This is a genomic window from Botrimarina mediterranea (genome assembly GCF_007753265.1).
GTDB lineage: Bacteria > Planctomycetota > Planctomycetia > Pirellulales > Lacipirellulaceae > Botrimarina > Botrimarina mediterranea.
Window position 1 is genome coordinate 5,172,437 of record NZ_CP036349.1, and the last position, 26,144, is coordinate 5,198,580.

A 26,144-nucleotide genomic window follows, 5' to 3' on the forward strand; every position below is an offset into this window, starting at 1 on the left:
CGAACGCGCACCTATGTGCCCTTCGCGACTTCGCGCCTTTGCGTGAGCCTTCAAGATCTTCAACTCTGCTGTCTCCGCGCCTCTGCGCGAGACGCTACGGCAAAACGAAGAGCGCTAGAAAGCATCACCACACGTACTCCACACCACCCGAGCCGATGTGCATCGCTTGGTAGTCGTTGACTTGCAGGTCGTATCCGCCGAAGAGGCGGGTCGAGGCGCCCATCTGCAGGTTGAGGCCGGTTCCCAAGAGGGCCCAGTCGCGGCCGAGGTCAACGCCTTGCACGGCGAAGCCGCCGCCGACGCCGGGTAGCGACGCGGTGAACGCTTGGTTGGTGTCGAGGAACTCGTGGACCCACGCGGCGCGCAGCTCGGGCGTTAGCGTCCGGCAGCAGGTCCGGGCGATGTCGGTCGAGATCCGCCCGCCGACGATGCTGCGCATCGAGTGCGAGTCCATCGCGTCGACGGTCAGGTTCGCCGGACCGGCGCCGTTCTCCGTGAAGCCTTCTTGGCCGATGTAGACGTACTGCAGCGCCGCGTAGGGCTGCGTCGTCCAGCCGGCGTGGCAGAACGAACGGCCCCGTTCTAAGTACGCCGTGGCTTGCCCGCCATCCACGTTCGCCTGCGCGACGCCGCCCACGGCGCCGACGCCGATGTTGCGGCTCGAGGCAGTGTGGTTGTAGCCGCCGCCGCCCAGCGCGATCCAGTAATCGCAGCCGTCAAAGCCGACGAGGTAGCCGCCGAAGTGGTAGCTCTCGAGTTCCGTTGACTGCGCGAGCGTGTCGCCGCTCAGTTGGCCCCACGCCGTGTTGCCCCAGAAGCCGGCCGCCCAGTTCTCGGCGATCGCTTTCTCGATGGCGAACTGCGTGCCGCCGAGGCCGTAGTCGAAGCCGTCGGCGTTGCCGTCGCCGTCGGCCGAGCCGCCCATGCCGTAGCCCGTCACCCACGCACGGTGGTTGGTCACGTTCGTCGGGTACGAGGAAGCAGCGCTCGCGCCGCCCGGCACGTACGACACCAGCATGAAATCGGCGCCTTGTTGGTCCGACGCGTCGGCGTAGCCCGAGCTCGACAGCGGGTCGCCGGGGGTCATCCGGCCACGCAGCCGCTGCGCTAGCTGCGAGAGATAAAACGTCGCGTGCTGCTGACTCGCGGTCAGCGACGAGCCGTAGATCGAACCCGTCAACTGGTCGAGCGACATCAGCACCTGCGATGTCGACATCGGCGACATCTGGTCGATTAGGCCCTGCAAGTCGTGCGGCGGGTGGTGGAGGTGGTCGAGGAACGAGCCCAGCGACCGCTGGTTGACGGTGTGGCCCAAGGTGTGGAAGTCCGCTTGGCTCGCCACAAGCGTGAAGAACGCCGTGTCGGACGTGTAACCAAGCACCGCGTCGAAGAACGCCAGGTCGTCGCTGATGCTATCGAACGTGCCGTTTACGTTGTGACCGGCTTGGAGGAATGTGTAGGTCGAGCCGGCGGTGTAGGCGGTCCCTGACGAGATCACCACCACCGTGCCGCCGTTGATGTTGAAGTCGACTGCCGTGATCAAGTCGTTGTTGACCCCGGCGGTAGTTCCGCCGTCATTGATCTCGATCTGGAGGGTGCTCCCGGGGTTAAACTCGGCGTCGTTGTTGACGGCAAGCGTGCCGATCGAGTTGCCCGGCCGCACCGTGCCGTTGGAGATAAACGAATTGAGGGTTCCAGTTCCGCCCAGGGCGCCGAGGCCGTTGACGGTCACTTCGGACGAGTGCGTGCCGTTGATGACGAGGGTTCCCGCGTTAACCTGCGTGGCGCTGCCGTAGGTGTTCGCGCCGCCTAGCACCAGCGTGCCCGCGCCGGTCTTGATGAGTCCGCCATCGCCGGAAATGTCGTCGGCCCAGGTGGAGGTCTGTCCGTTGGTGACCTCGACGTTCGCCGTCGTGCCGGTGTGGAGGTACAGGCCCGCGCCGGCGGTAGTGCCGTTGGAACCGGGAGACATGTTAAAGCCACCCTGGCCAGCCGTCACTTGCGAGCCGCTGACGCCTGAGTCAACGATGGTCAACGAGCCGCCCTGGCGGACGAAGATGGCGCCGCCCATGCCGTTGCCGCCGTTGCCGCCATCGCCGGCGCGGCCGCCGCTGCCGCCGCCAAAACCGCCGCTGCCGCCATCGCCGGCGCCGGCGCCGTCGCCGCCGCCGCCGCCGCCGCCCGCACCGAAACCGCCGTTGCCGCCATCGCTCAGACCGGCGCCGCCGCCGCCGCCGCCAAAGTCGCCGCCGGCGCTGCCCGATGAGAAATTGACAGCGGCCCCACCGCCGCCGCCGCCGTAGGTCTGGCCGTTGGTTCCCGGGATGGACGACGAGGACCCCGAGCCGCCCTCACCTCCTCCACCGCTGCCGGCGGATGAACCGGAAGCGTTGCCGCCCGGAGCGGAGACGCCACCGCCACCGCCACCGGCATCGCCAAACAAGTCACCCGTGCCGCCTGGGGCGCCGAACCCGCCACCGCCACCTCCGCCTGATGTAAAAGGTGCTGAGTCGCCACCATTGCCGCGGAAGCCGCCGCCGCCGCCGCCGCCGACCGCACTTGACGCCGGATCGCCGCCACTGCCCCCGGTAGCTTGATTGCCGGTAAAGGCAACGCCAGAGATCGTCACCGTCGCGCCGTCGTTGACGAACAGAGCCCCGCCGGCGCCGAGGCCGCCGCCGCCCGTTCCGCCGAACTGGCTACCGCCGCCCTTTCCGCCCTGCGCGTGGCCATTGCTGAGGTTCAGGTCGCTCACCTCTACCACGCCGCCGCCGATGAACAGCAGCGCGTGCTGGGTGCCGCCATCGACTGTGTTGCCGTTGCCGGTGATCGTGATGTTCTGGCCAGTGCCGAGGATCGGCGGCAAGTCGTTGGCGATGCTGATCGTTCCCAGCGACGAGCTAAACGCGATGCTGTGCGTCCCCGCGCCGGCCGTGTTGAGGTCGAGGATCGCCTGACGCAGCGAACCGGCGCCGGAGTCCGTTGCATTCGTCACGAAGTAATCCGCCGCCCAAGCCGGCGGCGCGCCCGCCGCCACGAGGGCCGCGATCGTCGCGGCGGGGACCATCCAGCGTTTGGCGCGCAACGCAAACAGCTCGCGGAAATTGATCGCCATCGTCGTGACTTCCCTAACTGGTTGGCCTGTGTGGTTAGGGACGCAAGTCGCTGACACCCACTGGCCCGAACGCTTCCCTGCGACACCGCTTCGCGAACCGATCGAACGGTGCGCTCGCTGCCAGGGGCGTTGTGGCGCAACGGCCCGCTGGCATAGGCATTGCCATCGTCCCCCCATCCGGGCGACCCCACTGACGAAATGGGGACCGGCAAAAACGAACGGCATGCGACGCGCTTGCGGAAATCCCCGCCGACTTTTCGTCAACTCGTCTCATGCCCCGCCATGAAGGACGGTCACGCGCCGCCGCGCGACGTGATATGCTAGGCGTTTCCCACTAGACGCCCTCTCCGCCGCGCGTTGCTTCGATGAACCTGCTACTCACTCGTTGGTTGCTAGCACTGCTCTCGTGCGCACTTGCACCGCTCGGTGCGCTCGCCGGCCCTTACACCGACCTCATCGTCTTCGGTGACAGCCTGTCGGACGTGGGCAACACGTTCTCATCGAGCATCGCCTCGCTGTTCATCGACACCGACGATTACATGGGCCGATTCTCTAACGGGCCGGTCTACGCCGAACGGCTCTCGATGGGCCTCGACCTCGGGACGCTCACGCGCGACGGCGTTGGCGGGGATAACTTCGCCTATGGCGGCGCCGAGACCAACGGCCCCGGCGGCCTTGAAGGGTGGTTCATCAACTCGCTCAGCGAGCAGGTAACTAGGTACCTCAATCGCATCGACGGCGCGACGCCCGACCCGCAGACGCTGTTCGTCGTGTTTATCGGAGCAAATGACTTTTTGCGTGCCGACGAGACCAACCCCGCGACGCCCGCGGGCGTCGTGCAGACGCAAATCAACCGCCTTATCAATGCCGGCGCTCGCCAGTTGCTCGGCGTGAACCTACCACTACTAGGGCTCACGCCCGACTACAGCGCAAACCCAAGCGAAGCCGCCACCAAGAGCAGCCTGGCAGCGACCTACAACGACGCGCTCGAGAATGTCTACTCGACCCTCGAAACCACGAATCCCGCCGTTACGATTCACCGGCTCGATGTCGAGTCGCTCTTCAGCAGCTATCTCGACAACGCCGCGTCGCTCGGTTTCACCAATACGGTCGATCGAGGACAGGACGTGCCGGGCAGCTCTTACGACCGCGCCCCGGGGTATGTCTTCTGGGACGGCGTCCACCCGACGCGCGAGGCCCACGCCCTGCTCGGCGAAGCGGCGATCCGAGCGGTCTTGCCCGAGGGCGATTACAACCGCGACGGCATGCTTAACGCCGCCGACTACGACGCCTGGCGAGCCGCTTACGGCACGACGTTCAACGCCTTTGCCGGGCAAACGCCGTCGCTCGCCGCCGACGGCAACGGCGACGGCCGCGTTGACGCCGCGGACTACACGCTATGGCGCGACCTGATGAGCGCCGCGGCGGTCGCCGTGCCGGAGCCGGCGGGGGTGTGGCTAGTTGTCGCAGCGCTCGCAGCGAGTTGGCGGCGGCGTTAGGTTGTGGGAGCCGAAGAACCGGACGCTAAGGCGTGCCGGCTGATGTTCTCAGGCAATGGCTTATCAGCCGCGGGGCCTTAGCCCCCGGTTTTGTACTCAAAGAACGCCACAGCCTATGCCCAAGCTCCGTACGCTGCGTCTCGCCACGCTGGACGACGCGATCGCCGAGATCGAGCGCCTGCGTGACCACGGCTACACGCCGCGTGGACGGTGGAGCCTGTCGCAGATGAGCGACCACCTGACCAAGGTGATGCGTGTGGGCATGGACGGCAGCATGCCACGGCTGCCTTGGCTAGCAAGAAAAATGGTCTGGCCGTTGGCGAGGTGGACGCTGTGGCGCGGCGCGATGATCTCGGGAGCGCCGGCTCCGAAGCCGGTCTTGCCGGCAGAAGCCCGCGACGACGAGTCGGCGATCGACCGGTGCCTCGCGACGCTCGCCGAGGCGCGCGACCGCCGCGAACCGATCCCGCCCTATGTCTTGTTGGATGGCCTGACGCTCGACGACTGGAAACGCCTGATGGTCATCCACGCGCAGCACCACCTCCGTTTCTTGGAACCGACGCCGACGCCAACGCCTCAAGTCGCCGCTCAGTCCACGCGCTCGAACCGCGCGTAGTTGGCGTTTCGGGCGCGGGCGTCGGATGTGCCGCGCCAGACGATCTCGGCGGCGGGGCGGTCGGGGTCGTCGACGTCGCTCTGGATGGCGGCGAGTTGGAACTCGCTCCAGCGCTGGCCGCCCTGATGACGGGCGAGGACGTTTTGCGGCACGGTCAGCTCGACCTCGTAACCGCCATCGACGCGGCGGGCGGCGCCCTTCACGCCCTTCATCTGCCGGCGGCTGCCGCGGTTGGCGAACGCGCGGACGGTCGCCTCGCCGTTCTCGTCGGGCGCCGTCACCGAGAACCGGTACGTGCCGCCGCGCTGCCGGGGGTCAGCCATCCGCTGCGAGTCGGGCCGGGCGTCGAGCAGCCACTGGAGGCGGTCGCCGGCGACGAGCTTCTCGTCCGTCACCTTCGCCGAGAAGATCAGCCGTTCATCGTCCTGCGCGACGGTGAACGCGAACGAGCCGTCCTTCGGCCCGGTCCAGTCTTGGATCTGGCCGATCAACAGCGGCTTCTCGGGCGTCTCGTAGGCGGGCTCGGGCCAGGGCTCGATCTCGCCGTCGAGCGTGAAGTCGCCGTCGTAGAACGGGCAGAGGTGGCGGCGGTCGATGATCACGGGGATCACCCGCTCGGCCGAGAGCGGCGCCCCGTCGCCCGTCGGCTTGCTGCGGACGATCGCCGTAAACGTGCCGCGTTGCAGCGACTCGAACGCGATCGGCTCGTCGAAGCGGATGCGGATGCGTTGCTCGTTGGATGACTTCTTGTCGGCGGCGATCTTGAGGCCGTCGGGCTCAACGGTTAGGCCCCGCAGTGGCAAGCCATCGATGCGGCCGGTCAACTCCACCGCCTCGGCGAACTCGTTGTCGAGCTTCACCGATAGTTCGCCCTCGGAGAAGCCGGTGTGGTCGTCGATCAAGATCGGCTCGACCTCGACACGGACCTGCCGCAAGAAAGCGCCGAAGCGCTTCGCGCTCTCCTCGGTCACCACGTCGGCGGGCAGGATGCCGTCGAGCCGCAGGTTCACCACGTGCGGGCCGTCGGGCTCCATCGTCAGCCACATAACGTGGTCGAACTCGCCGTACTCATTGCCGCGTAGTAGCGACCCGCCGCCAGTCGTCGCCAGCGCGTAGTACTGCTGCTCGTTGCGTTGGTACTGCGCGTAGTGGTGGACGTGCCCCGCGAAGACCGTGTGCGGCCGATCGACGAGCATCGCTTCGACCTTTTTCCAATTGGTCGGGTCCTCGTCGCCATTCGCGATCGCGCGCTCGGCGTAAGTCCACAACGGCTTGTGGAGGAAGACGAGCGTCCACCGCGCGTCGGCGTGATCGGCGAGGTCGGTCTTGATGAAGTCGAGTTGCTCTTCGCTGATGTGCTCGGGGCCCGGGTCCTCGCTACACAGCGCCAGGAAGTGGACGCCGCGGTAGTCGAACGAGTACCACTCGCGCCCGAACTGCTCGCGCCAACGCTTGTGCAGCTGTGGGTTGGTGACGTCGTGATTGCCGGCGACAAAGAAGAACCGCATCTCCATCTCGTCGATGAAGCCGAGGAACTCCTCCCACATCTCGTCGATCCGCTGGGGGTCCTCGGTGTAACCCTCGATGAGGTCGCCGACGGACATCACGAACTCGGGCCGCAGCAGGTTGAGCTTTCGCACCGCGTCCATCCAGATGCCTGGACGGTGTCCGCCGGTGCGGTCGGTCATGATCGCGATCTGAAACCGATCCGGATCATTGAGGTGCGGCTTGTCGGACCAAGGCTTAGGCCCTTCGATCGCGGGCAGCACCAGCGCTGAAGGGTACTTCGCCTGCGCGGCGGCGTCCTCCGCATGGTCGTGGTCGTGCCCTTCATGGGCGACCGCGACCGAGGCCAAGCAACCGAACATCGCCAACAAGAGTTTCTTCATCCGATGTCGTTCCGAGGGTTGCTGTCTGTCAGAAGCCGCGCCGCATCAACGGTAGGAGGCGTCTCCCGACGCCGATTACGGCCTCTTAGCCGCACACGGAATGGTGCGCGTAATCGGGGTCTGGAGACCCCTCCCACAAGGGCGCCTATCGGCGCCGCATCTCAAGCGACAGCGACCCTACGCGACACTCGCCACGTGTGCAACCATCGCTGCGCAAGGTCGCGCTAAGACTACGTTAAGAGCAATACACAACTTGATAAACAAGGACTCACGCCAAGGCGCGAATCTTTATGCAATGAGGTCGTCAACAACGCGGGCCGGCTCGACGCCCGTCAACTTCTGATCGAGCCCTCGGAGCGGGTAGATGAGCTTCTCGTGGTCGAAGCCCAGCAGCTTCAGCATCGTTGCGTGCAGGTCGCGCACCTCGACGGGGCGCGTCGTCGGACCGAAGCCGATCGGGTCGGTCTCGCCGTGCGAGTGCCCGCGCTTCACGCCGCCGCCGGCGAGCCAGATCGTGAACGTCTTGGCGTGGTGGTCGCGGCCGAGGAAAGCCATCTCTTGCCCGCCGCGGTTCTCACGCATCGGCGTGCGGCCGAACTCGCCGCCCCAGACGACAAGCGTCTCGTCGAGCAAGCCACGCTCTTCTAAGTCGGTGAGCAGCGCATGCACTGGCTTGTCGACTTGGCGGGCCTTCTTCGTCAGGCCCATGTCGATCGAGCCGTCCTCGCTGGTGCCGTGCGTGTCCCAACCCCAATCGAAGAGCTGCACGAACCGCACGCCGCGCTCGGCGAGCCGCCGTGCGAGGAGGCAGTTATTGGCGAAGCTCTCCTTGCCGGGCTCGGCGCCGTAGGCCTCGATCGTCGCCGGCGACTCGCTGGTGAGGCTCATCGCGTCGGACGCCTCGAGCTGCATCCGGCACGCCATCTCGTACTGCGCGATGCGGGTCAGCGTCTCGGGATCGCCCCACTCGTCGTGCGTGGTTTGGTTGACGCGATTGATCGCCTCAATCGTGCGGCGACGTAGATCGGCGTCGACGCCATCGGGGTTCGACAAAAACAGCACGGGGTCGCCGTGGCTGCGGCACTGCACGCCCTGGTAGACGCTCGGCAGGTAGCCGCTCCCCCACCCCGCCTGGCCCACGTCGGGGTTCTTCCCGCCCGAGAGCAACACGACAAAGCCCGGCAGGTTTTGGTTCTCGCTCCCCAGGCCGTACGTCACCCACGAGCCGATCGACGCGCTCCCCGAGCGCGGCGAGCCGGTGTGCACGAGGAGCTGTGCCGGCGCGTGGTTGAACTGGTCGGTCGTCATCGTGCGGATGAACGTGACGCGGTCCACCGACTTCTTGAACTCGGGCAGCCGATCGCTGACCCACTGCGCCGACTCGCCGCACTGCTCGAACGGGAACTGCGGCCCGAGCAGAACCGGCTCGCCGCGCAGGAACGCGAAGCGCTGCCCGGCGAGAAGTTCTGTCGGGCACTTCTGCCCGTCGAGCTTCTTCAGCTCGGGCTTGTGGTCGAACAACTCGAACTGGCTCGGCGCCCCCGCCATGTGCAGGTAGATGACCCGCTTCGCCTTCGCCGCGAAGTGCGGCTCGCGCGGCGCCCAGGGCTGCGACGGGTCGATCGTGATCGCTTGCGACGAAGCCTGCGCCCGCTCCGCGCCCAACCACAACGCCCCCAAGCCCGCCATCCCTCCGGCGAGGAAGTGGCGACGCGTAACGCGCTCGGCGTTCAGGCGGTGGAGGTGCTGGAGCGGATTCATGCGTTCCTCCCGTGGCGTACGCCTCGGGGATTTGTAGGGTGGGTCGTGACCCACCGAAGATTCTTCATGCGAGCCCCGCGGCGTAAGCCCAGGGAGTTGGATCAAGTTTACTTCGTTAACACCGCGTCGAGGTTCAGCACCACGTTCGCCACGACCGTCAGCGCGAAGCGTTCATCCGCGCCTTCGCGCGCCAGCGACTCTTCGTAGAGTTTCACCAATTCGTCAACGCTCTCCTTCGGCAACGCCCGCCCCGCCGCTTCTTCCGCGGCCCAAGCGATCCGCTCGGCAGGCGACGCGGCGGGGCGCGCGAGCATCCTGTCCGCAAGCCCTTCGGCAAGCTCGACGTACGCCGGGTCGTTGAGCGTCACCAGCGCTTGCAGCGGCGTGTTCGTTGTCGGCCGGCGGGCCGTGCATTGGTCGCGCGACGGGGCGTCGAACGCCACCAGGCTCGGGTACGCCGCGGTCCGCTTCCAGTAAGTATAGAGCGCTCGGCGGAACCGCTCGTCGCTCTTCTCCGTCTCCCAGGTCTGGTTGTTGTAGACGCTCCGCCAAACGCCCTCGGGCTGGAATGGCATCACCGGGGCGCCGCCGAGTTTGGCGTTGAAGCGCCCCGAGAGCACCAGCGCCTGGTCACGCACCATCTCGGCCCGCAGCCGACCGCGCGGCCCGCGGGCGAGCAGTCGGTTGGTCGAGTCGCGTTGCGCCAACTCCGCCGTTATGCGCGAGTCTTGGCGGTAAGTCGCCGACAGCACCAGCTCACGCAGCAGCGGCTTGATGCGCCAGCCCATCTCGTCACGGAACCGCGCCGCCAAGTCGTCGAGCAAGTCGGGGTGCGAGGGCTCGGCGCCGCTCGAACCGAAGTCGTCGAGCGTCTCGACGATGCCGGCGCCGAACAACTCGGCCCAAACCCGATTGACCATCACCCGCGCCGTCAACGGGTTGTCGCTCGAACCCATCCATTGCGCGAGGGCAAGGCGGTCGCCGGCCTTGCCCGGTAGCTCCTCGGGGACGGCCGGCTTCACCTCCTCGGTCGGCGACAGCCATGCGCCGCGGTCGAGCATAAAACTCTTGCGACGGAACGCGTCGGCTTGTTCGACAAGCACAGGCGCGGCCGTCGAGGGGATCGCCTTCCGCTGGGTGACGAGTTCGAGCTCCCGTTCGCGTAGCTTCCGCAACGCCTGGTCGCTCGCCAACGCGGCGACGGTGGCGTTGTCGGTCGTTGCAAGCCGGAAACGCTGCATCACCAGCGGCCCCTGGCCGTCGATGGCCATGTCGTGCTTGAGCTCGACGCGCAGGCGGTCCCCCTCGCCGAGCGTCACCGGTTTGTCGAGCACAAACACCGCCCACCGCGGTTTGCGCATCCGTGTGTAGGCGCCCCAACCCCCCGTGCTGTCGTTGATCGACTCCAGGGGGCTGAAGAACCCCTCGGCCTCGTCGGCAAGGACTTCGACGAAGAGCAACTCTTCCTCGGGCGTCTTGGTCGCTTCGTCGGCGCTGGGTTCCGTTGTCGCGCTGACCTTCTGCGTTCCTTCGTCCGCATTGTCCGCGCGATCGATCAGCACACGCAGCCGAGACAGGATGAAGCCATACTCGGGCAGCTTCAGCGCGGCGGCCGGGTCGAGCGGCGTCACGTCGATCCGCAGCGCGGCGATCGGCGCCGCCGGGGCGGCGCACTCGATCGTATGAATCGAGCGGTCCGTCACCGTTCCCACCGCGACGATCTCGGGTCGATTGTCACTAGCGCGAACTTCGAGCTGCGTCTCGCCGGTCGAAGCCGCCTTCTCGATCGATAGCGGACGCCACACGCCCTCGCGCTGCGCGGCGTTCCGCCCGAGCTCGTAGACCTGCTGGCGGACGCTCGATAGCTCGGCGTCGATCGCGGCGGCTTCGTCGTAACGTGTCGGGTCGCTCGGCACGGCGAGTTCCGGCCAGTCCTCGGTGAGGTCGGCGTCGCGCGTCGAGTTGAAGAACGCGGCGAAGCGGTAGTAGTCCGATTGCCAGAGCGGGTCGTAGGGATGATCGTGGCAACGGGCGCAGCCCATTGTCATGCCGAGGACGCCCTGCCAGGTCGTATCGACGCGATCGACTACCGCCGCCCAGCGGAACTCTTCGTCATCGGTCCCGCCCTCGACGTTCGTTTGGGTGTTGCGGTGCAGCGCGGTAGCGAGCCGGTCGGCGATCGTCGCCTGGTCGAGCAAGTCGCCCGCCGTCTGCTTGAGCAGGAACTCGTTGTAAGGCAGGTCCGCGTTGAACGCGCCCACGACCCAGTCGCGCCACGGCCAGATGTCGCGGTGCGGGTCGCGTTCGTAGCCCATCGTGTCGGCGTAGCGCGCGAGGTCGAGCCACACGCTCGCCCAGCGCTCGCCGAAGTGCGGCGAGGCAAGCAGCCGATCGACGGCACGCTCATACGCCCCCGGCGCCAAGTCGCTCTCGAACGCGACGCGTTCCGCCTCGATTGGCGGCAGCCCAACGAGGTCGAACGAAACGCGTCGCAACCATTGCGCGCGGTCGGCCTCGATGGCAGGCTCCAGCCCCTCGTTCTCAAGCTTCGCCAAAACAAAAGCATCAATACGCCTGCGGCCCCAGTCGGTGGCGGCAGCCCCCGGCAGCGCCGCAACGCGCTCCGGCGCGCGGAACGCCCAAGGCGCCTCCCACTTCGCGCCCTCCGCAACCCAACGGCGCAACGTCGCGACCTCGTCGTCGCTCAGCCGCCGCCCGTGCTCGGCCGGCGGCATCCGCATCTCGTCGTCAGGATCGGCGACACGATCGATCAAGTACGACGCCTCGACCTCGCCCGGCACGATCACCGCGTCGGTCGAGTCGGTCGGCGCCAGGGCCTTTTCGCGCGTCACCAGCGACAGCCCCGCGGCCTGCTTCACGCCGCCGTGGCACGCTAGGCAGTGCTGCACGAAGATCGGCCGCACCTCTTTGTTGAAGCTGATGGGGTCGTTAGAGGCGACGGGGACTGCGGGTTCTGGCCGCGGCTCGTCTGCCGCACTGAAGCCCACCGCCACGAAGACCCCTAGCGCAGCCGCGACAGCGCAGGCGACGGCCGGTCGGGTCGAGAGGGGCATGGCCTAGCGGGCGGACAAGGGGGAGGCGGCGGGGGGACTCGTCCCACGCCATCCCACCCATTTTACACGATCCGCCGCTGACTCACGCCTCGGAATGGCCACCCCGGCTTAAATCGCGCCGGGGGGTCTCGATGCAATCGGCAGCCCCCCTCCGCCCCCCGCGGCGGTTGGCCCACACCACGGCGCCGCCTAGGAGCGTCGTAAGCCACGCGGCGACGTAAGGTGACCTAGATGTCGCCTCCCCCTCTTCGAGCCGCTCTACGTGCCTCTCAGAGCCTCTGAGGGGGGTCTGGTGACCTCCGTCGCGCGGCGTCTCAATCGCGGCCGAACCCCGGTCCTTCACGGCCTGGGTTCGCGGCAGTTCCGGCTTCACCGGCGCCTCGTCCCGCACCCCCACGGCCGACTCCCGGACCGGGGGGGCGATCGTTTCGAAGACCCCGTCCGGCTCGGCGGGGACCGGCAGCGTCCGCACCCACGACTCGACCGCCAGAGCGGCGTCGCGGGCCGAGACCATGTCGCCGGTGTCCGCTGGACGGCTCGACGCGGCGAGGGCGACCGAAGGCGCCTCTTCCGCCCCGGCAGGCAGCAGGAGGGCCGCCAAGTCGATCATCCCGGCGCCGGGCGCCTCGACTCCCGCGGCGGGGGCGGGCGTCGCCGTAACCCGTTCCAGCGGGGCGGCCGCCGTGCGGGACCGCACCGTCTGGCTGTCGAGGCTTTCGGTCGCCGCCTGGGCGGCCTCGTCGCGGAACCATTCACGCAGCTTCGACAACAGCCGCGACCCGCCGCCGAGGCCGTCGGCTTCTTGGTTGAACTTGTAGGGCGAACCGTTGGCGTCGCCTTCGTCGCCGCGCGTCAACGATCCCTCGAGCGTCGGCGTCGCCGGCCCGGTGTTGGAGTCGGTCTGCGACCACGAACCCAGGTCCGTGTCCGTGACGCCGTCACCGTCGCCGTGGTAGGTATCAAACTCGTCGCCGATCCAGCCATCCGTGTTGGGACGGCCGTTGCCGACGAACGCCTCGCTCTTGTTCAGCAAGCGTTGCAGCGCTTCGGCGAACGCCGAGCGTTGATCCGCCGTCGTCAGCTCGCGGTCGGGCAAGGTGGCGAGAATCGCTTCGGTCAGCGCCGGGTCCAAGTTCACGAAGTCGCCGGCGGCGTCTCCGCTGAGCAGCGGCGTCGCAACTTGGCTTTGGTGAATCCCGCCCCAAACGACGGTCAGCCCGGCCCGGTCCACGGCGCTATCGGCCGACAATCGCACCGAAGTCGGGTCGCCCCGGAAGGACTCCGTCGTGGCGTTCAAGCCGCCCAGCACGAGGGAACCGCTCAGCGTGAATTGAGCATCGCCGCGCGTGACGACATTGGTGACGCCAGACGTCGAGAAGTCGATCGCCGGCAACTGCGAATCCGAGTCCAACTTCAACCAGCCCGTCGAAGCGATCGGCAGGTAGGTGAACGTCTCCTCCGCCGGCGCCTCGGGCGTCGACGCCGTCGTCGCGCTGAGCAACCGGCGGTCTTCGTTGCGCTCGAAGCGCAGCGCGCGGTAGTGGGGCGAACGGGGGTGCGTCATAGGGCGCCTTCCTTGCCGGACGCTACCGCCGGCGTGGACGTATGTTTATTCACCGATGACGATTGATCAAGAAAGACTTCGCGTTTGGTTTGGACGCGGGCGGCGTCTTCCACCTGGCCCATCCGTCCCAACAACTGAACCTGATTGGCGTACAGCATCGCCAGCAGCGTCGGTCCGGGCTCGTCCGACTTAGCGATCCGCTCTTCTTCCAGACGCACCGACTGGGCGAACGCGTCCGCCGCCTCGTCGAGCCGCCCGCTGTCCCGCAGGACGACGCCGCGGTTGTTCCACAGCGCCGCGAGGCTCCGAGTATAGCGGTCCGTCGAGGGGAACGCCTGCACCATCGCTTCTAGTTCAAGCTGCGCCCGATCGAACGCCGCGTCGGACCGGTGGCGTTTGCCGAGCCGCGCTAGCGACGCGCCTTCGCTCGCCAGGGCGACGGCCAGTTCGCTGCGGTGCCGCGGCACGAGCGGCGAATGCTCGACGAGCAGCGCCAACTCCGCCGCGGCGTCGCGGTACGCGTCCGACGCGTTGGCCCACTGCCCCCGATCGGCGGCGAGCGCGCCGCGGTTGCCTAGCGCTAGCGCCAGGTCGGCGCGATAGATGTCGTTTCTGGGATGGTCCTTGACCAAAGCCGACAGCTTCTCGACGGCCCGGTCACACTCTTGAGCGGCGCGGTCCGGGTCGGCTTGCCGCAAGAGCGTCGCCAGCGAGTTGTGCGCGACGGCGAGCCGTCGGGTGTGCCCGGTGTTTTTCGGATCGACGCGACGCGCGACGCCCAGCAGCTCGATCGCGTCTTCCAGACCGCGTCGCGCCGTGGCGACATCGGATTTCGCGACCGTCGCCGCGTCCGAAAGCGCCGCCGCCAAGTCGGCCATCAACGCCGGGTCGTTCGGCGATTCGTTGAGCAAGCTGCGCCGCAGATCGACCGCCCGACGCAACTCGGCTTCGGCGGCTTCGTTGTCGCCCTGTTGCGAAAGGAGCAGGCCGCGGTTGGTCAGGCAACGCGCGAGCCAGTTTGTCGCTTGGGCGTCGTTGGGCCGGTCGGCGATCAAGGCCTCCAACAACACGACCGCCTCGTCGTATTGCCGTCGGGCTTCGGCGAAATCGCCGAGCCCTTCCGCCGCCACGGCGGCGTGGACGCGAGTCTCGGCGACAGCCACCCCCAACCGGGGATCGCCTCCCCATTCCTCCAAGAAGTAATGGAAGTGCTCGAGGGTGTATTCAAGCGCTTCTTGCCGGACCTGCTCGGCGCCGGGTATCGAAGCGAGCTGGTCGCTAAAGTTCCCGCTGAAGTGCTTAAGCACCCCGAAGGCGTGCTCGTAGTTGCGCTCCGCATGCGCGCGGTGTATCTCCGACTCTTCGAGCGCCACCGCAACGAGCACGGCGCTAATGGTCGAGACCACCGCCACGACGCTCATCGCCGCCGCGGCAATCGCCACCATCTTGCGACGCCGACGCATCCACTTGCCGACACGGTCGGCCACGCTTGGCGGGCGCGCGATCGTCGGCCGGCCGTCGAGGAATCGCAGCAGGTCGTCGCGGAGCTCGCCGGCCGACGCGTAGCGTGTGTCGCGGTCTTTCTCCATCGCCCGCATCACGATGTTTTCGAGATCGACCGGGATGGCCGAGTTGTGCCGCCGTGGCAAGATCGGGTCGTCGCGCTCGAGGCTCTCCAGCAGCCGTACGCGGTCTTCGCCAGGGCACGCATGCTGCAACGTGAGCAGTTCGTAAAGCGAGGCGCCGAGCGCGTAGACGTCGGTGCGGCCATCGACTTGATCCGCGCGGCCGCGGGCCTGCTCGGGGCTCATGTAGCGCAGCGTGCCGACCACGTCGCCCGTCGCGGTGACGCCGAGGTCCGTCTGCATCCGCGCCAGGCCGAAGTCGGCGACCCACACCTTGCCCCGTTCGTCCAACAGCAGGTTCGAGGGCTTGATGTCGCGGTGCACCACGCCCAGGTCGTGCGCGTGCTGCAACGCGTCGGCCGCGTCGGCGGCGAGTCGCGCGGCGGCGAGGAAGAACGACGGCGACGCCGGGTCTTGCCCCAGCGTCGGCGGCGCTTCGCTCGGCGCGACGCTCATCGGCAGCGGCGTCAACGCCGAGAGCGTCCCTTCCGGCGCGGTCGTGGCGTCGGGCGACGAGCCCGCCCCCACCTGACGCCGCAACTCGGCGATCGCCTGGGCGAGGGTCTGCCCCTCGATGTACTGCATCGCGTAGTAGTGGACGCCCCGCTCCTGCCCGATCGCGAACACCGGCACGATGTTCGTGTGGTGCAATCCGGCGGCGGCTTGCGCCTCGTTGCGGAAGCGCGAGATCTGCCGCTGGTCGAGCACCGCGGCGAACGGCAGCACCTTCAGCGCCACGCGGCGGCGCAGCGATTGCTCCTGGGCCTCGTAGACAACGCCCATGCCCCCGCGGCCGACTTCGCGGACGATGTAGTAGTCGCCGATCGAACGCGGCGGGCGATCGCCGGCGGGATCGGACGCGCTCTTGCCGCCGCCATCGATCGCGACGCCGTTTCGAACGGGCCCGGTGAGGTCCCCCTCACGGTCGCGGGCCGACTCGACCGCGGCATGAATCGCGCGGACCCCGTCCAGGTAGCCGACGAGTTCGTCGCCACAGTCGCGGTAATGCTTCGCAAACTCTTCGGGCGAATCCGCGTCGCCACGCTGCAGCGCGGCGGCGTACTCGTCGAGGACGGCGATCAGCCGTTGATCGCTGTCCGAGACCTCCGCGAGTCCTACTTCGGCAGGCGCAGCGGCGAACGAACGCGTCGCGTCATCGAATCGTAAATGATCGGTCTTCATCCCTCCGACCCCTCGTCGAGCAGGCCGCGCAGCCGCTTGATGCCCCGCAGCCAGAGCATCCGCACCGCGCCGGACGAACGGCCCATCCGATCGCCGATCTCGGAAAAGTCGAGTCCCTCCTGATGCCGAAGGCGGATCACCTCACGGTAATCGTCCGGCAGCGAGTTGAGCATGTGCCCCAACGCGTCGGCGTTCTCGCGCCGCTGGATCGACGCCGACGGCGAATCCCCGACATGAGGCAGCTGCGAAGCGATCGCCGCGACCGACCGATCCCCCGGCCCTTGGGCGCGGTCGATCGAAACCTCACGCCGGACGTCGCGCTTCGCGGCCTTCAGATGCAGCTCGACCGCCCGCAGCAGGTTGTTCATGAGGATCCGCCGCAGCCAGCCCAAGAACTCCTCGGGGGTAGCGCCGCGGAAAGCGGGAAAGTCACGGTGGGCTTCGTAGAAGGTCTCCTGCACGACGTCCGACGAACTCACCCGCGCCCGCAGCCGATCGTCGAGCTGCGACGCGACCACGAGCTTCAGGTAGCTGGCATGCAGCTGCATGAGCTTACCGAGCGACGTCTCCGAGCCCCGCCGGGCGTCGGCTAACAGGTCAGCGGCGAGGGATCCAGAAGTGCTCGTCATGAGTAGCTTCGTTCAGGAAGACACAGGCTCCAGTGGGTAAAGGCCGGCTTCCAGTTTACTCGTCACGCGGATTTCCGTGACGGGTTTCTCCGGTTGCCGTTAAGTCGTTGCTTGCAATGCTGTTAGGAAGCGGACGAATCTCCCAAACGGCCCCCGCGGGCCCCCTTGCCGATGCCCGAAGGCCATACCCTGCACCGCGTCGCCTGCGACCACACCAAGCTGTTCGCCGGGCAGCGGCTGGCGGTTTCCAGTCCTCAAGGGCGATTCGCCGACGGCGCCAGCTGGCTAACCGGGCGGCGGCTCGACCGGGTCGAAGCGGTCGGTAAGCACATTTTCTACCACTGGACGCCCAAGCAGAGACGGTCACCAACGGGCGACCCCCCGAAAGCTCGGGGCGACATCCTCCACCTCCATTTGGGGCTCTACGGCAAGTTCCGCCTTCACCACCGCAAAGGCGCCGACCCCTGGCCCGAACCTCGCGGCGCTGTGCGATTGCGGGTTGTGGGCGACGCCGCGGCTTTCGACCTCAACGGCCCCAATCGGTGCGAACTACTCGACGCCGCCGGTTACCAACGAGCCGTCGAGCGGCTGGGGCCCGATACTCTGCGTGACGACGCCGATCCTGACCTGGCTTGGCGCCGCATCCAGCGCAGCAAGACGTCGATCGGCGCGCTGCTCATGAACCAAGAAGTGATCGCGGGCGTCGGTAACATCTACCGCTGCGAGACGCTCCACCTCCTCGGCATCCATCCCAACCGTCCCGGCAACCAAATCAAGCCCGAGGAGTTCGACGCCCTCTGGGACAAACTCATCGAGTTGATGCGGATCGGCGTGAAGCACAATCGCATCATCATCGCCGACCCTGCCGAGATCGGGAAACCTCGCAGTCGGATGACGCGCGACGAGCGGCTGCGAATCTACAAGAAGCCCACTTGCCCCGATTGCGGCGGCGGGATCGACGCTTGGACGATGGCGGGCAGGAAGGTGTTCGCCTGCTCGAACTGCCAGGAGTGAGGGCATGGACACAAGCGCGTCGATCGAGGAGGCCATCCTGTCGCTGCTCAGCCAGCGCGTCCCTGGCAAGACCATCTGTCCCTCCGAGCCCGCTCGCCAAGTCCGCCCCGACAATTGGCGGCGACTCATGGAAGCCACCAGAGCCGTCGCGGCCCAACTTGCAAGCCAGGGACGAATCGAAGTGACACAGCGTGGCCAGGTCATCGATATCACTTCGGCGCGGGGACCCGTGCGCCTGCGGCTGCCGCGGGAATAGACTTACCCGCTTGTGCAAAGCCGTGTCGCGGTGTCCCTTAGAAGCCGATGGTGAACACCCAATCACCCGCCGACCCCTTCGCCGCGTTCCACGAGCCGACCCGCACGTGGTTCGCCGAGGCCTTCCCCGCGCCGACCCGCGCCCAGCAACTCGCTTGGCCGGCGATCGCGTCGGGCGAGAGCACGCTGCTGCTCGCGCCGACGGGCTCGGGCAAAACGCTCGCGGCGTTCTTGGCGGCGCTCGATCGGTTGATGTTCACTCCACGGGCGAGCAGCAATTCATCTGCAGGAGGCGCCTCCGACGCCGATAACGCGCTCCATTCCGTCCGACGACGCAGCGCGAAATCCGCGTCTGGAGACGCCTCCCACAACAAGACGAAGCCGAAGCGCGGCGTCCGCGTCCTCTACATCTCGCCCCTCAAAGCGCTCGGCGTCGATATCGACCGCAACCTCCGCGCCCCGATCGCCGGCATGCGCGCCGTTGCGGGTCGCTTGGGCGCCGACTACCACGAGCCCACCGTCGCCATCCGCACCGGCGACACCGACCAACGCGAACGGGCCCGCATCCTCCGCGATCCCCCCGACGTATTGATTACGACGCCCGAGTCGCTCTACCTGATGCTCACGGGCAAGGCGCGCGAGATCCTCACCAGCGTGGAGACCGTCATCATCGACGAGATCCACGTGATGGTCCCCACCAAGCGCGGCGTCCACCTCTTCCTAACGCTTGAGCGATTAGAACGCTTACGCCGCCTTGAGAGCCCCCGACACAAGTCGGGGGAGGAAGCGCACCAACCGCTCCAACGCATCGGCCTCTCCGCCACGCAACGCCCGCTCGACGAGATCGCCCGCCTCCTCGGCGGCGCCGAAGCGACGACCAACCCCGACGAGCCCGTCCGCCCGCGGCCGGTGCGGATCGTCGACGCCACCGAGCCGAAGCGTTTCGAGCTGCGCGTCGAGATGCCCGTCGAAGAGATGGCGAAGCAACTCGCGCCGAAGTACGAGCAACTGGGTGGCAGCGTCGGCGGCGCCGACGACGCTTGGCCGAGTATGGCCGCCAACCTGAACGGCGCTAGTCCGAATGGCGAACCGCCCCGCGACCCGCCACGATTCGACGGCGCGGCGATGGCGCCTTCGGCGCCGAGCATCTGGCCCGCGATCCACCCGCGGCTCTTGGAGCTGATCCGCGCGCACCGCTCGACGATGATCTTCGTCAACAGCCGGCGACTCGCCGAACGCCTGGCGTCGGCGATCAACGAGTTGGCGAACGAAGAACTCCAAGCGAAGCACGCCGAAGCCGTCGAGAACGGCGCGACGCCCGAACATTTCTCGCCCGTAGAAATCTGCCTCGCTCACCACGGCAGCATCTCCAAAGAAGCCCGGGCCGACATCGAGGACCGTCTCAAACGCGGCGCGCTACCGGCGATTGTTGCGACGAGTTCCTTGGAACTCGGCATCGACATGGGCGCGGTGGATCTCGTGATCCAGATCGAAGCCCCGCCGACCATCGCTTCGGGCATCCAGCGCATCGGCCGCAGCGGCCGCGGCGTGAACCTCCTATCGAGCGGCGTCATCTTCCCTAAGTACCGCGGCGACCTTCTAGCCTGCGCCGGCGCAACGGGACGGATGCTCAAAGGACATGTCGAAGAGACCTTTTACCCACGCAACCCGCTCGACTTGCTGGCCCAACAACTCGTCGCGATGGTCGATGAGGACGGCACGGGAGTCGACGAACTCTACTGCACGGTCCGCGGCGCCGCGCCGTACGCCGATCTACCACGCACGTCATTCGAAGGCGTGCTCGACTTGCTCTCGGGCCGTTACCCCTCCGACGAGTTCGCCGAGCTGCGCCCGCGGCTCACTTGGGACCGTCTCGGTGGAACGGTGTCGCCGCGCAAGGGCGCGCAGCGGCTCGCGATCCTCAACGGCGGCACGATTCCTGATCGCGGTTTGTATGGTGTGTTCCTCGTCGGCGACGGCCCGGGCGGCACGGGCGGCAGCCGCGTCGGCGAACTCGACGAGGAGATGGTTTTTGAGACCCACCCCGGCGACATCTTCTTGCTCGGCGCGAGCAGTTGGCGCGTCCTCGAAATCACCAAGGACCGCGTCCTCGTGGCGCCGGCGCCGGGCGAGCCGGGCAAGATGCCCTTCTGGCGCGGCGAGGGCCCAGGACGGCCGCTCGAGTTCGGCAAGGCGATCGGCGAGCTCGCCCGTGAACTGACGCAGACGCTCCGCAAGGACGGTGACGACGCGGCGACCGACCGCCTCGTCGCTAAGCACGCGCTCGATAACGAAGCGGCGACGCATCTCGTCCGCTACTTGCAAGACCAGGCCGACGCCACCGGCGAGCCGCCGACCGACCGCTCGATCATCATCGAGGCGTTTCTCGACGAGATCGGCGACTGGCGCATCTGCATCCTCTCCCCCTTCGGCGCGCGGGTCCACGCGCCGTGGGCCATCGCCGTCGCCGCGCGGCTACGCGAAGAAGAACTCGGCGAGGTCGATTACAGCTGGACCGACGACGGCATGATCTTTCGTTTGCCCGAATCGCCCCAGCCGCCGCCGACTGAGCTCTTCCTGCCGCGCGCCGATGAGGTCGAGGACCGCGTCACGTCGCAGCTCGGCTCGACGGCGATGTTCGCCGCGAGATTCCGAGAGAACGCCGCCCGCGCGCTGCTGCTGCCCAAGCAACAGCCCGGCAAACGGCAGCCGCTCTGGATGCAGCGCCGCAAGTCGGCCGACCTGCTCGCCGTAGCGTCGCGTTACCCCAGCTTCCCGATCCTGCTCGAGACGTACCGCGAATGCCTGCGTGACGTGTTTGACCTGCCGGGGCTCGTATCGCTGCTGCGCGACGTTGAGAGGCGGGTCGTGCGGGTCGAGACCGTCGAGTCGCAACAGCCGTCGCCCTTCGCGTCGTCGCTGCTCTTCAACTACGTCGGCAATTTTATTTACGAAGGCGACGCGCCACTCGCCGAACGCCGCGCGGCCGCGCTCGCGCTCGACCACGCCCAGTTGCGTGAGCTCTTGGGCGGCGCCGAGCTGCGTGAGCTGCTCGACGGCGACACCATCGATCAGCTCGGGCTCGAACTCCAAAAGCTCGCCGACCCCTACTGCCGCCACATCGACGCGGTGCACGACCTACTACTCTCGCTCGGCGACCTGACGGCCGACGAGCTCTGGGCGCGCTGCGACCACGAAGCGGTGACGCGTAGCGACCTCGAGACGTGGCTCGCCGAGCTAAACGACACCCGCCGCATTATCGCGGTGCGGATCGCCGGCGAAGCGCGCTACGCCGCCAGCGAAGACGCAGCCCGTCTCCGCGACGCCCTTGGCGTCAACCCGCCCGCTGGTCTGCCCGGGGCGTTTCTGGAACGTGTCGCCGATCCCGTCGGCGATCTCGTGTCGCGCTACGCAAGAACGCACGCGCCGTTCTCCGCCGCCGACGTGGCCCGGCGACTCGGCCTCGGCGAGGCTGTAGTCCGGGCGGCGCTCGAACGCTTGCGTGACGTCGGCCGCGTCGTCGAAGGCGAGTTTGTCCCCGGCCGTCGCGGCCGTGAGTGGTGCGACGCCACGGTGCTCCGCACCATCAAACGCCGATCGCTCGCCAAGCTCCGCAAGGAGGTCGAAGCCGTCCCGCCCGAGGCGCTCGCGCGGTTCCTCCCCGTGTGGCAAGGCGTCACGCAGCCGCGCAAGGGGCTCGACGGCGTCCTCGACGCGATCGAACAACTCCAAGGCGCGCCGCTCCCAGCGAGTGACCTCGAGCGCGAGGTTCTGCCGAGCCGCGTCAAGGAGTACCGCGCGGGGTTGCTCGACGAGCTCTTCCTCGCCGGCGAGATCGTCTGGCAAGGCGTCGATAGCCTCGGGCAGAGCGACGGCCGCATCGCGCTCTACCTGACGGATCAGTACGCTCTGCTTGGCAGACTTCCAATTCCCGCCGACGACACCGAAGACGCCCTCGAACGCAAGGTGCGCGAATTGCTCGCCGAGCGTGGGGCGCTCTTCTTCGACGAGATCGCCCGCGCGACCAAAGAGTTCCCCAATGACGTGCTCGCGGCGTTGTGGCGCCTCGTGTGGCGCGGCGAAGTGACCAACGACACGCTAGCGCCGCTTCGGGCGCTGGTTGCTCAATCGGCGAGCGCGTCCAAGGAAGTCGTCGGCGCCAACTCCAAGCGTGGGCGCACCGGCTTCCGTTCGCGTCGGCGGCAACGCATCCCCGGCGCCGACGGGCGCTGGTCACTGCTCGCCCGCTTCCACGGCGGCGTCACTTCGACCGAGCGTCTCGCCGCCCTCGCCGCACAGCTCGTCGAACGCCACGGCGTGCTGACGCGCGACCAGATCGCCCGCGAGCAAATCGAAGGGGGCTTCTCCGCCGTTTACCCCGTGCTCAAGGCGATGGAGGAAGCGGGCAAGGTGCGCCGCGGTTACTTCGTCGATGGGCAAGGGGGCGCCCAGTTCGCCGCGCCGGGCGCCGATGAACTCTTGCGTTCGCGCCCGCGCGAAGACGAGCCGCCGACCTTCGTGCTAGCCGCGACCGACCCGGCCAACCCGTACGGCGTCGCCCTCCCGTGGCCCCCGCCGCCCGGCGGCGACGAAGCCGGCAAACCCCAGCGCGCCGCCGGTTGCCGGGTCGTGCTCTGCGACGGGCAGGCGCTCGGTTACCTCAACAAGACGGGCCAGTCACTCACGACGTTCCTCGCCGAAGCCGAGCCCGACCGCGGGTACCAAGCGCTGCAACTCGCCAAAGCCCTCGCCGCCCGCGCGCGAGAGCAGCGTTCCATCCTGCTCACCAAAATCGATGGCGGTTCGGCGATCGCCTCGCCGCTCGCGCCGGTGCTAGCAAAGGCCGGCTTCGTCGCCACCACCCGCGGCATGCTCTGCCGCAGCGAGTTCATGGCGGGAACGAAGCGCGTCCCCTACGGCGCGAAGCCCAAATCGTCTTGAGCCGTCGGCGCTAGCCGCGGGTTGTGTACCGTTCCGTGGCGCCACCCGCGGCTAGCGCCGACGGCTCACATTTGCGCTGCTAGCGGCGCCGCCATCGCCCTCGCTGTTGGAGCAATCCTCAAGGTCTCGCCAACCGGACCCGATCACAGAGGGATAGGACGCGTCGCCTGCGGCGCCCCTGCGCCTTCTGTCTCCCGAGGATCGGGACCGAGCCATGACCGACCCGTACGTTACGTTCGACACGTTCTCCCTCGGGGACAACGCGGCTGAGCCCGCCCCCGCGCCGGCCGCCCCGCGTCCGTCGCTGCTAGCGAAGCTGCCGCGCGTCGCGCCGACTTCGACGCCGACGCGTCCGAAGCCGATCCAGCGCTTCGACGCCGCCGAGTCGCCCTTGCATGGCGTGCACCTCGGCGAGTCGGGCGCCGATCTAGCCATGGCGGGTTCGGCAATCGGCGTGAGCCCAGTCGAGCGCCGCCCGTCGCCGACCAATCCCGCGGCGACGCTCCGCATCGATACGGTGTCCCCGACGTCCTTCGACGACGAAGAGCCCGCCGCCAGCCGGCCTTCACCGGCGCCCATCGCAACCGCTCAACTGGCAGCGCAGCCGACCGCCGAGGTCGTCGTCGATGACCCCTGGGCTTCGTGGCTGCTGAACCTCGAATCGGCGATCGTTCCTTATTCGCGCGTCATCGTGCTCGCCGCGGTGATCGCCGCGATGGGCCTGACGGTCGTGCTCCTGCGCGGGGGCACGAAGACGACTTCCGACGTGAACGTCGCGCCGCAAGTCTCGACCGATGGCGCCGACGACTCGCTGGTCTCGGCGAGCGTCTTTGGTTCGTCGGCGAATAGCACTGCTTCGTCGTGGCCCACGTCTGTCGCGACACAGCCCGCCGGCGATCTGCGTCCCATCGACGCGCCGTCCAGCGCGACGCCCTCGACGTCGATGGCGACCACCACGACGCCGATCGCCTCGGCCGCGGGCCCCGCTTCGGCATGGCGTGGACCCGCTGGCGCGAAACTCACGGGCCAAGTCCTCCCGGCGGATGATAACCACGTCGAAGTCGCCGAAGTCCCCGCCTACCCGCCGACAACGACCCGATGACCAGCACCGACCGCGCGTTCATCGCCGCTCTGCAGAAAGCCAACGCCACGGCGCCGGCGCTCGGCGGGCCGCATTTCGCCGCGCCGGCGACGCCCCCCGCCGCTAAATCGATCGCCGCCAAGCCGATCGCCACGAAGCAGGCCGCGCCGCTGTCGCAGCACCTGGCGCGACGCCGCACGCCCGCGCTCGCGCCGGCGGCGCCGACCTCCGCGCCTGCGGCAAACGGTCCGTTTGCCGCCGCGCTCGAAGTTGAGACGCTGAGCTGGCCCGCGGTCGCGCAGCAGCTCGCCCACGCCGGGCGTGAAGGACTCGTCGAGTTGCTCTCGACCCTCGCACACCGTAAGCCCGAGGCGGCGCCCCAGGTCGCGATCGTAGGCGCCAAGCCCAGCGTCGGCGCCACGACGCTGCTCCTCGCCCTGGCCCGCGTCGTCGGCAGCGTCGGTGGCTCGACCGCGATCCTTGATCTCACCGCCGATGGCGCTGCGTCGCAACTCGGCGTCCGTCGGGGCGCCCAGCCGCGGGCGGCTTCGATCGATGACCTCGCCATCCATAGCCGCGAGGACCAGCTGTCGGTCATCGCCCTCGGCTCAAGTGCGACCACGACCTCCGTCGCTGACGCTTGCGCGCGGCTAGCGGCGTCGCACGAGCTGGTGCTCATCGACGCGGGCGGCCCTCACAGCGCCGCGTCGCTGCGGGACTCCGGCGTGCAGACGCTGCTCGCCGACACGACGCCGTTCGACGAGCGAGCGATCGCCGCCGCGCAAGCCGAGCTCGCCGCTCTGGATATCGCCGGGGTCGTCGAGACCTTTGCTCCCTTCGCCTGACGCCTCGCGCGTCGGACCACCGGTTCCACTATGTACCTGGATTACTGGCAACTCGCCGCGATGCCGTTCGACCCGGGGAGCGCCGACGGGGCGTTCTACTTCCCGGGCGAGGCGCACGAAGGCGCGCTGTCGAAGCTGCTCTACGCGGTGCGGCAGGGCCGAGCCGCCGCGGCGCTCGCGGGCCCCAGCGGCGTCGGTAAGACGCTGTTGGTGAACCGCCTGGCGGCTGCGCTCGAAGCGGACGGTGTGCGGCTCGCGCACGTTGTCTTCCCCGAGATGTCGAGCCGCGACCTGTTGGCTTACCTCGCCGAACGCCTCGGCGCGCCGGCCGTCTCGACCTCGCCGACCGGGACGATCGAAGAATCGGTCCGCCGCCTCGAAGCGCTCGCCAAGGCGAACGCCGGCTCGGGCGAGCGGCAGCTGGTCGTCATCGACGAGGCCCACCTGCTCGAAGACTGCGGCGCGCTCGAAACCCTGCGGCTGATCACGAACTTCCGCAGCGGCTCCTCAGCGGCGTTCACGCTGCTCTTGGTGGGCCAGATGGGCCTGCTGTCGGCTGTCTCACGGAAGCCGACGCTCGATGAACGGCTCGACGTAAAAACACTGCTCCGCGCTTTCACCGCCGACGAGACCGCCGCGTACGTCCGCCATCGCCTGACGGCCGCCGGCGCGACGCGCGACCTGTTTAGCGCCGAGGCACTGCGTCAGCTGCACGTGCTGACCGGAGGCTACGCCCGCCGCATCGACCGGCTGTGTGACTTGGCGTTGGTGGTCGGCTTCGCCGAGCAGAAGCCCCAAGTGGGGCCCGTCGAACTCAACGCCGTGCACCGCGAATTAGTGGCGGTGGGGACGTAGGGTCCGCTGGGCGGACCGTAACTCGTGGCATGAAGTCGTAGCCGACTCTCCTGCGGTGAATCTTTCGTGCGGTCCGCACAGCGGACCCTACGAGTTCGTGGCACTAGTCGCGGGGGGCGCCACGATCAACACCTCCACGGACGCGACTTATCAGCCGCGGGGCCTTAGCCCCCGGTTCGTGTGATCGCCGTCGCTATCC

General features: G+C 68.0%; 15 protein-coding genes. 8 read left to right on the plus strand and 7 right to left on the minus strand.

What is annotated here, in order from left to right:
* Positions 1 to 124 precede the first annotated feature (124 nt).
* Positions 125 to 3,115, minus strand: coding sequence for an autotransporter family protein (locus Spa11_RS23485; RefSeq protein WP_261342274.1), 2,991 nt, complete (start codon positions 3,113 to 3,115; stop codon positions 125 to 127).
* A gap of 365 nt (positions 3,116 to 3,480) precedes the next feature.
* Between Spa11_RS23485 and Spa11_RS19895 the strand changes: the two genes are divergently transcribed.
* Positions 3,481 to 4,614, plus strand: a complete 1,134-nt coding sequence (locus Spa11_RS19895) for an SGNH/GDSL hydrolase family protein (RefSeq protein ID WP_145115987.1) — start codon at positions 3,481 to 3,483, stop codon at positions 4,612 to 4,614.
* Between the two features lie 115 nt (positions 4,615 to 4,729).
* Positions 4,730 to 5,230 carry a DUF1569 domain-containing protein gene (locus Spa11_RS19900; protein WP_197529534.1) on the plus strand — a complete coding sequence of 167 codons (501 nt, stop codon included), beginning with the start codon at positions 4,730 to 4,732 and terminating at the stop codon, positions 5,228 to 5,230.
* Here the strand turns inward: Spa11_RS19900 and Spa11_RS19905 are convergent.
* The 6 genes from Spa11_RS19905 to Spa11_RS19930 form a co-directional block, all read right to left on the minus strand.
* On the minus strand, positions 5,203 to 7,119 hold the full coding sequence (locus Spa11_RS19905) for a metallophosphoesterase (protein ID WP_145115994.1): 1,917 nt from the start codon (positions 7,117 to 7,119) through the stop codon (positions 5,203 to 5,205). The two genes, Spa11_RS19900 and Spa11_RS19905, sit on opposite strands and share 28 nt — an antisense overlap.
* Positions 7,120 to 7,407: 288 nt before the next feature.
* A complete protein-coding gene (locus Spa11_RS19910; protein WP_145115998.1) occupies positions 7,408 to 8,880 on the minus strand; it encodes a DUF1501 domain-containing protein in 1,473 nt (490 codons plus the stop codon).
* 107 nt (positions 8,881 to 8,987) lie between these two features.
* The gene (locus tag Spa11_RS19915) at positions 8,988 to 11,954 is read right to left on the minus strand and encodes a PSD1 and planctomycete cytochrome C domain-containing protein (protein ID WP_145116003.1); all 2,967 of its coding nucleotides are present in this window, start codon (positions 11,952 to 11,954) and stop codon (positions 8,988 to 8,990) included.
* A gap of 82 nt (positions 11,955 to 12,036) precedes the next feature.
* On the minus strand, positions 12,037 to 13,518 hold the full coding sequence (locus Spa11_RS19920; RefSeq protein WP_145116006.1) for a hypothetical protein: 1,482 nt from the start codon (positions 13,516 to 13,518) through the stop codon (positions 12,037 to 12,039).
* Positions 13,515 to 16,325: a serine/threonine-protein kinase gene (locus Spa11_RS19925; RefSeq protein WP_145116011.1), complete on the minus strand. Its 2,811-nt coding sequence runs from the start codon at positions 16,323 to 16,325 to the stop codon at positions 13,515 to 13,517. The genes Spa11_RS19920 and Spa11_RS19925 overlap by 4 nt, the downstream gene beginning before the upstream one ends.
* Positions 16,322 to 16,954 (minus strand): sigma-70 family RNA polymerase sigma factor, encoded by a 633-nt coding sequence (locus tag Spa11_RS19930; RefSeq protein WP_145116016.1) that lies wholly within the window; start codon positions 16,952 to 16,954, stop codon positions 16,322 to 16,324. Before Spa11_RS19930 ends, Spa11_RS19925 begins: the two co-directional genes overlap by 4 nt.
* Positions 16,955 to 17,125: 171 nt before the next feature.
* Here Spa11_RS19930 and Spa11_RS19935 point away from each other — a divergent pair, with 171 nt between their 5' ends.
* The 6 genes from Spa11_RS19935 to Spa11_RS19960 all read left to right on the plus strand — a co-directional run bounded on the left by Spa11_RS19935 (position 17,126) and on the right by Spa11_RS19960 (position 25,945).
* A complete protein-coding gene (locus Spa11_RS19935; RefSeq protein ID WP_145116019.1) occupies positions 17,126 to 17,968 on the plus strand; it encodes an Fpg/Nei family DNA glycosylase in 843 nt (280 codons plus the stop codon).
* Positions 17,969 to 17,972: 4 nt separating this feature from the next.
* Complete coding sequence (locus Spa11_RS19940; protein ID WP_145116024.1) at positions 17,973 to 18,224, plus strand: DUF3253 domain-containing protein; 252 nt, start codon at positions 17,973 to 17,975, stop codon at positions 18,222 to 18,224.
* 47 nt (positions 18,225 to 18,271) lie between these two features.
* Positions 18,272 to 23,164, plus strand: a complete 4,893-nt coding sequence (locus tag Spa11_RS19945) for an Lhr family helicase (protein ID WP_145116027.1) — start codon at positions 18,272 to 18,274, stop codon at positions 23,162 to 23,164.
* A 214-nt stretch (positions 23,165 to 23,378) separates the two neighbouring features.
* On the plus strand, positions 23,379 to 24,266 hold the full coding sequence (locus Spa11_RS19950; RefSeq protein WP_145116029.1) for a hypothetical protein: 888 nt from the start codon (positions 23,379 to 23,381) through the stop codon (positions 24,264 to 24,266).
* Positions 24,263 to 25,090, plus strand: coding sequence for a P-loop NTPase family protein (locus Spa11_RS19955; RefSeq protein ID WP_145116032.1), 828 nt, complete (start codon positions 24,263 to 24,265; stop codon positions 25,088 to 25,090). Before Spa11_RS19950 ends, Spa11_RS19955 begins: the two co-directional genes overlap by 4 nt.
* A gap of 30 nt (positions 25,091 to 25,120) precedes the next feature.
* Positions 25,121 to 25,945 (plus strand): ExeA family protein, encoded by an 825-nt coding sequence (locus Spa11_RS19960; protein WP_145116035.1) that lies wholly within the window; start codon positions 25,121 to 25,123, stop codon positions 25,943 to 25,945.
* Positions 25,946 to 26,144: the final 199 nt, after the last annotated feature.

Bases quoted from the DNA above. Each gene is read 5' to 3' on its own strand.
- Spa11_RS19930 (WP_145116016.1), bottom strand. From the start codon at position 16,954: ATGACGAGCACTTCTGGATCCCTCGCCGCTGACCTGTTAGCCGACGCC.
- Spa11_RS19955 (WP_145116032.1), top strand. From the start codon at position 24,263: ATGACCAGCACCGACCGCGCGTTCATCGCCGCTCTGCAGAAAGCCAAC.
- Spa11_RS19935 (WP_145116019.1), top strand. From the start codon at position 17,126: ATGCCCGAAGGCCATACCCTGCACCGCGTCGCCTGCGACCACACCAAG.
- Spa11_RS19940 (WP_145116024.1), top strand. From the start codon at position 17,973: ATGGACACAAGCGCGTCGATCGAGGAGGCCATCCTGTCGCTGCTCAGC.
- Spa11_RS19910 (WP_145115998.1), bottom strand. From the start codon at position 8,880: ATGAATCCGCTCCAGCACCTCCACCGCCTGAACGCCGAGCGCGTTACG.
- Spa11_RS19920 (WP_145116006.1), bottom strand. From the start codon at position 13,518: ATGACGCACCCCCGTTCGCCCCACTACCGCGCGCTGCGCTTCGAGCGC.
- Spa11_RS19960 (WP_145116035.1), top strand. From the start codon at position 25,121: ATGTACCTGGATTACTGGCAACTCGCCGCGATGCCGTTCGACCCGGGG.
- Spa11_RS19905 (WP_145115994.1), bottom strand. From the start codon at position 7,119: ATGAAGAAACTCTTGTTGGCGATGTTCGGTTGCTTGGCCTCGGTCGCG.
- Spa11_RS19950 (WP_145116029.1), top strand. From the start codon at position 23,379: ATGACCGACCCGTACGTTACGTTCGACACGTTCTCCCTCGGGGACAAC.
- Spa11_RS19915 (WP_145116003.1), bottom strand. From the start codon at position 11,954: ATGCCCCTCTCGACCCGACCGGCCGTCGCCTGCGCTGTCGCGGCTGCG.
- Spa11_RS19900 (WP_197529534.1), top strand. From the start codon at position 4,730: ATGCCCAAGCTCCGTACGCTGCGTCTCGCCACGCTGGACGACGCGATC.
- Spa11_RS19945 (WP_145116027.1), top strand. From the start codon at position 18,272: ATGGTGAACACCCAATCACCCGCCGACCCCTTCGCCGCGTTCCACGAG.
- Spa11_RS19895 (WP_145115987.1), top strand. From the start codon at position 3,481: ATGAACCTGCTACTCACTCGTTGGTTGCTAGCACTGCTCTCGTGCGCA.
- Spa11_RS19925 (WP_145116011.1), bottom strand. From the start codon at position 16,325: ATGAAGACCGATCATTTACGATTCGATGACGCGACGCGTTCGTTCGCC.
- Spa11_RS23485 (WP_261342274.1), bottom strand. From the start codon at position 3,115: ATGGCGATCAATTTCCGCGAGCTGTTTGCGTTGCGCGCCAAACGCTGG.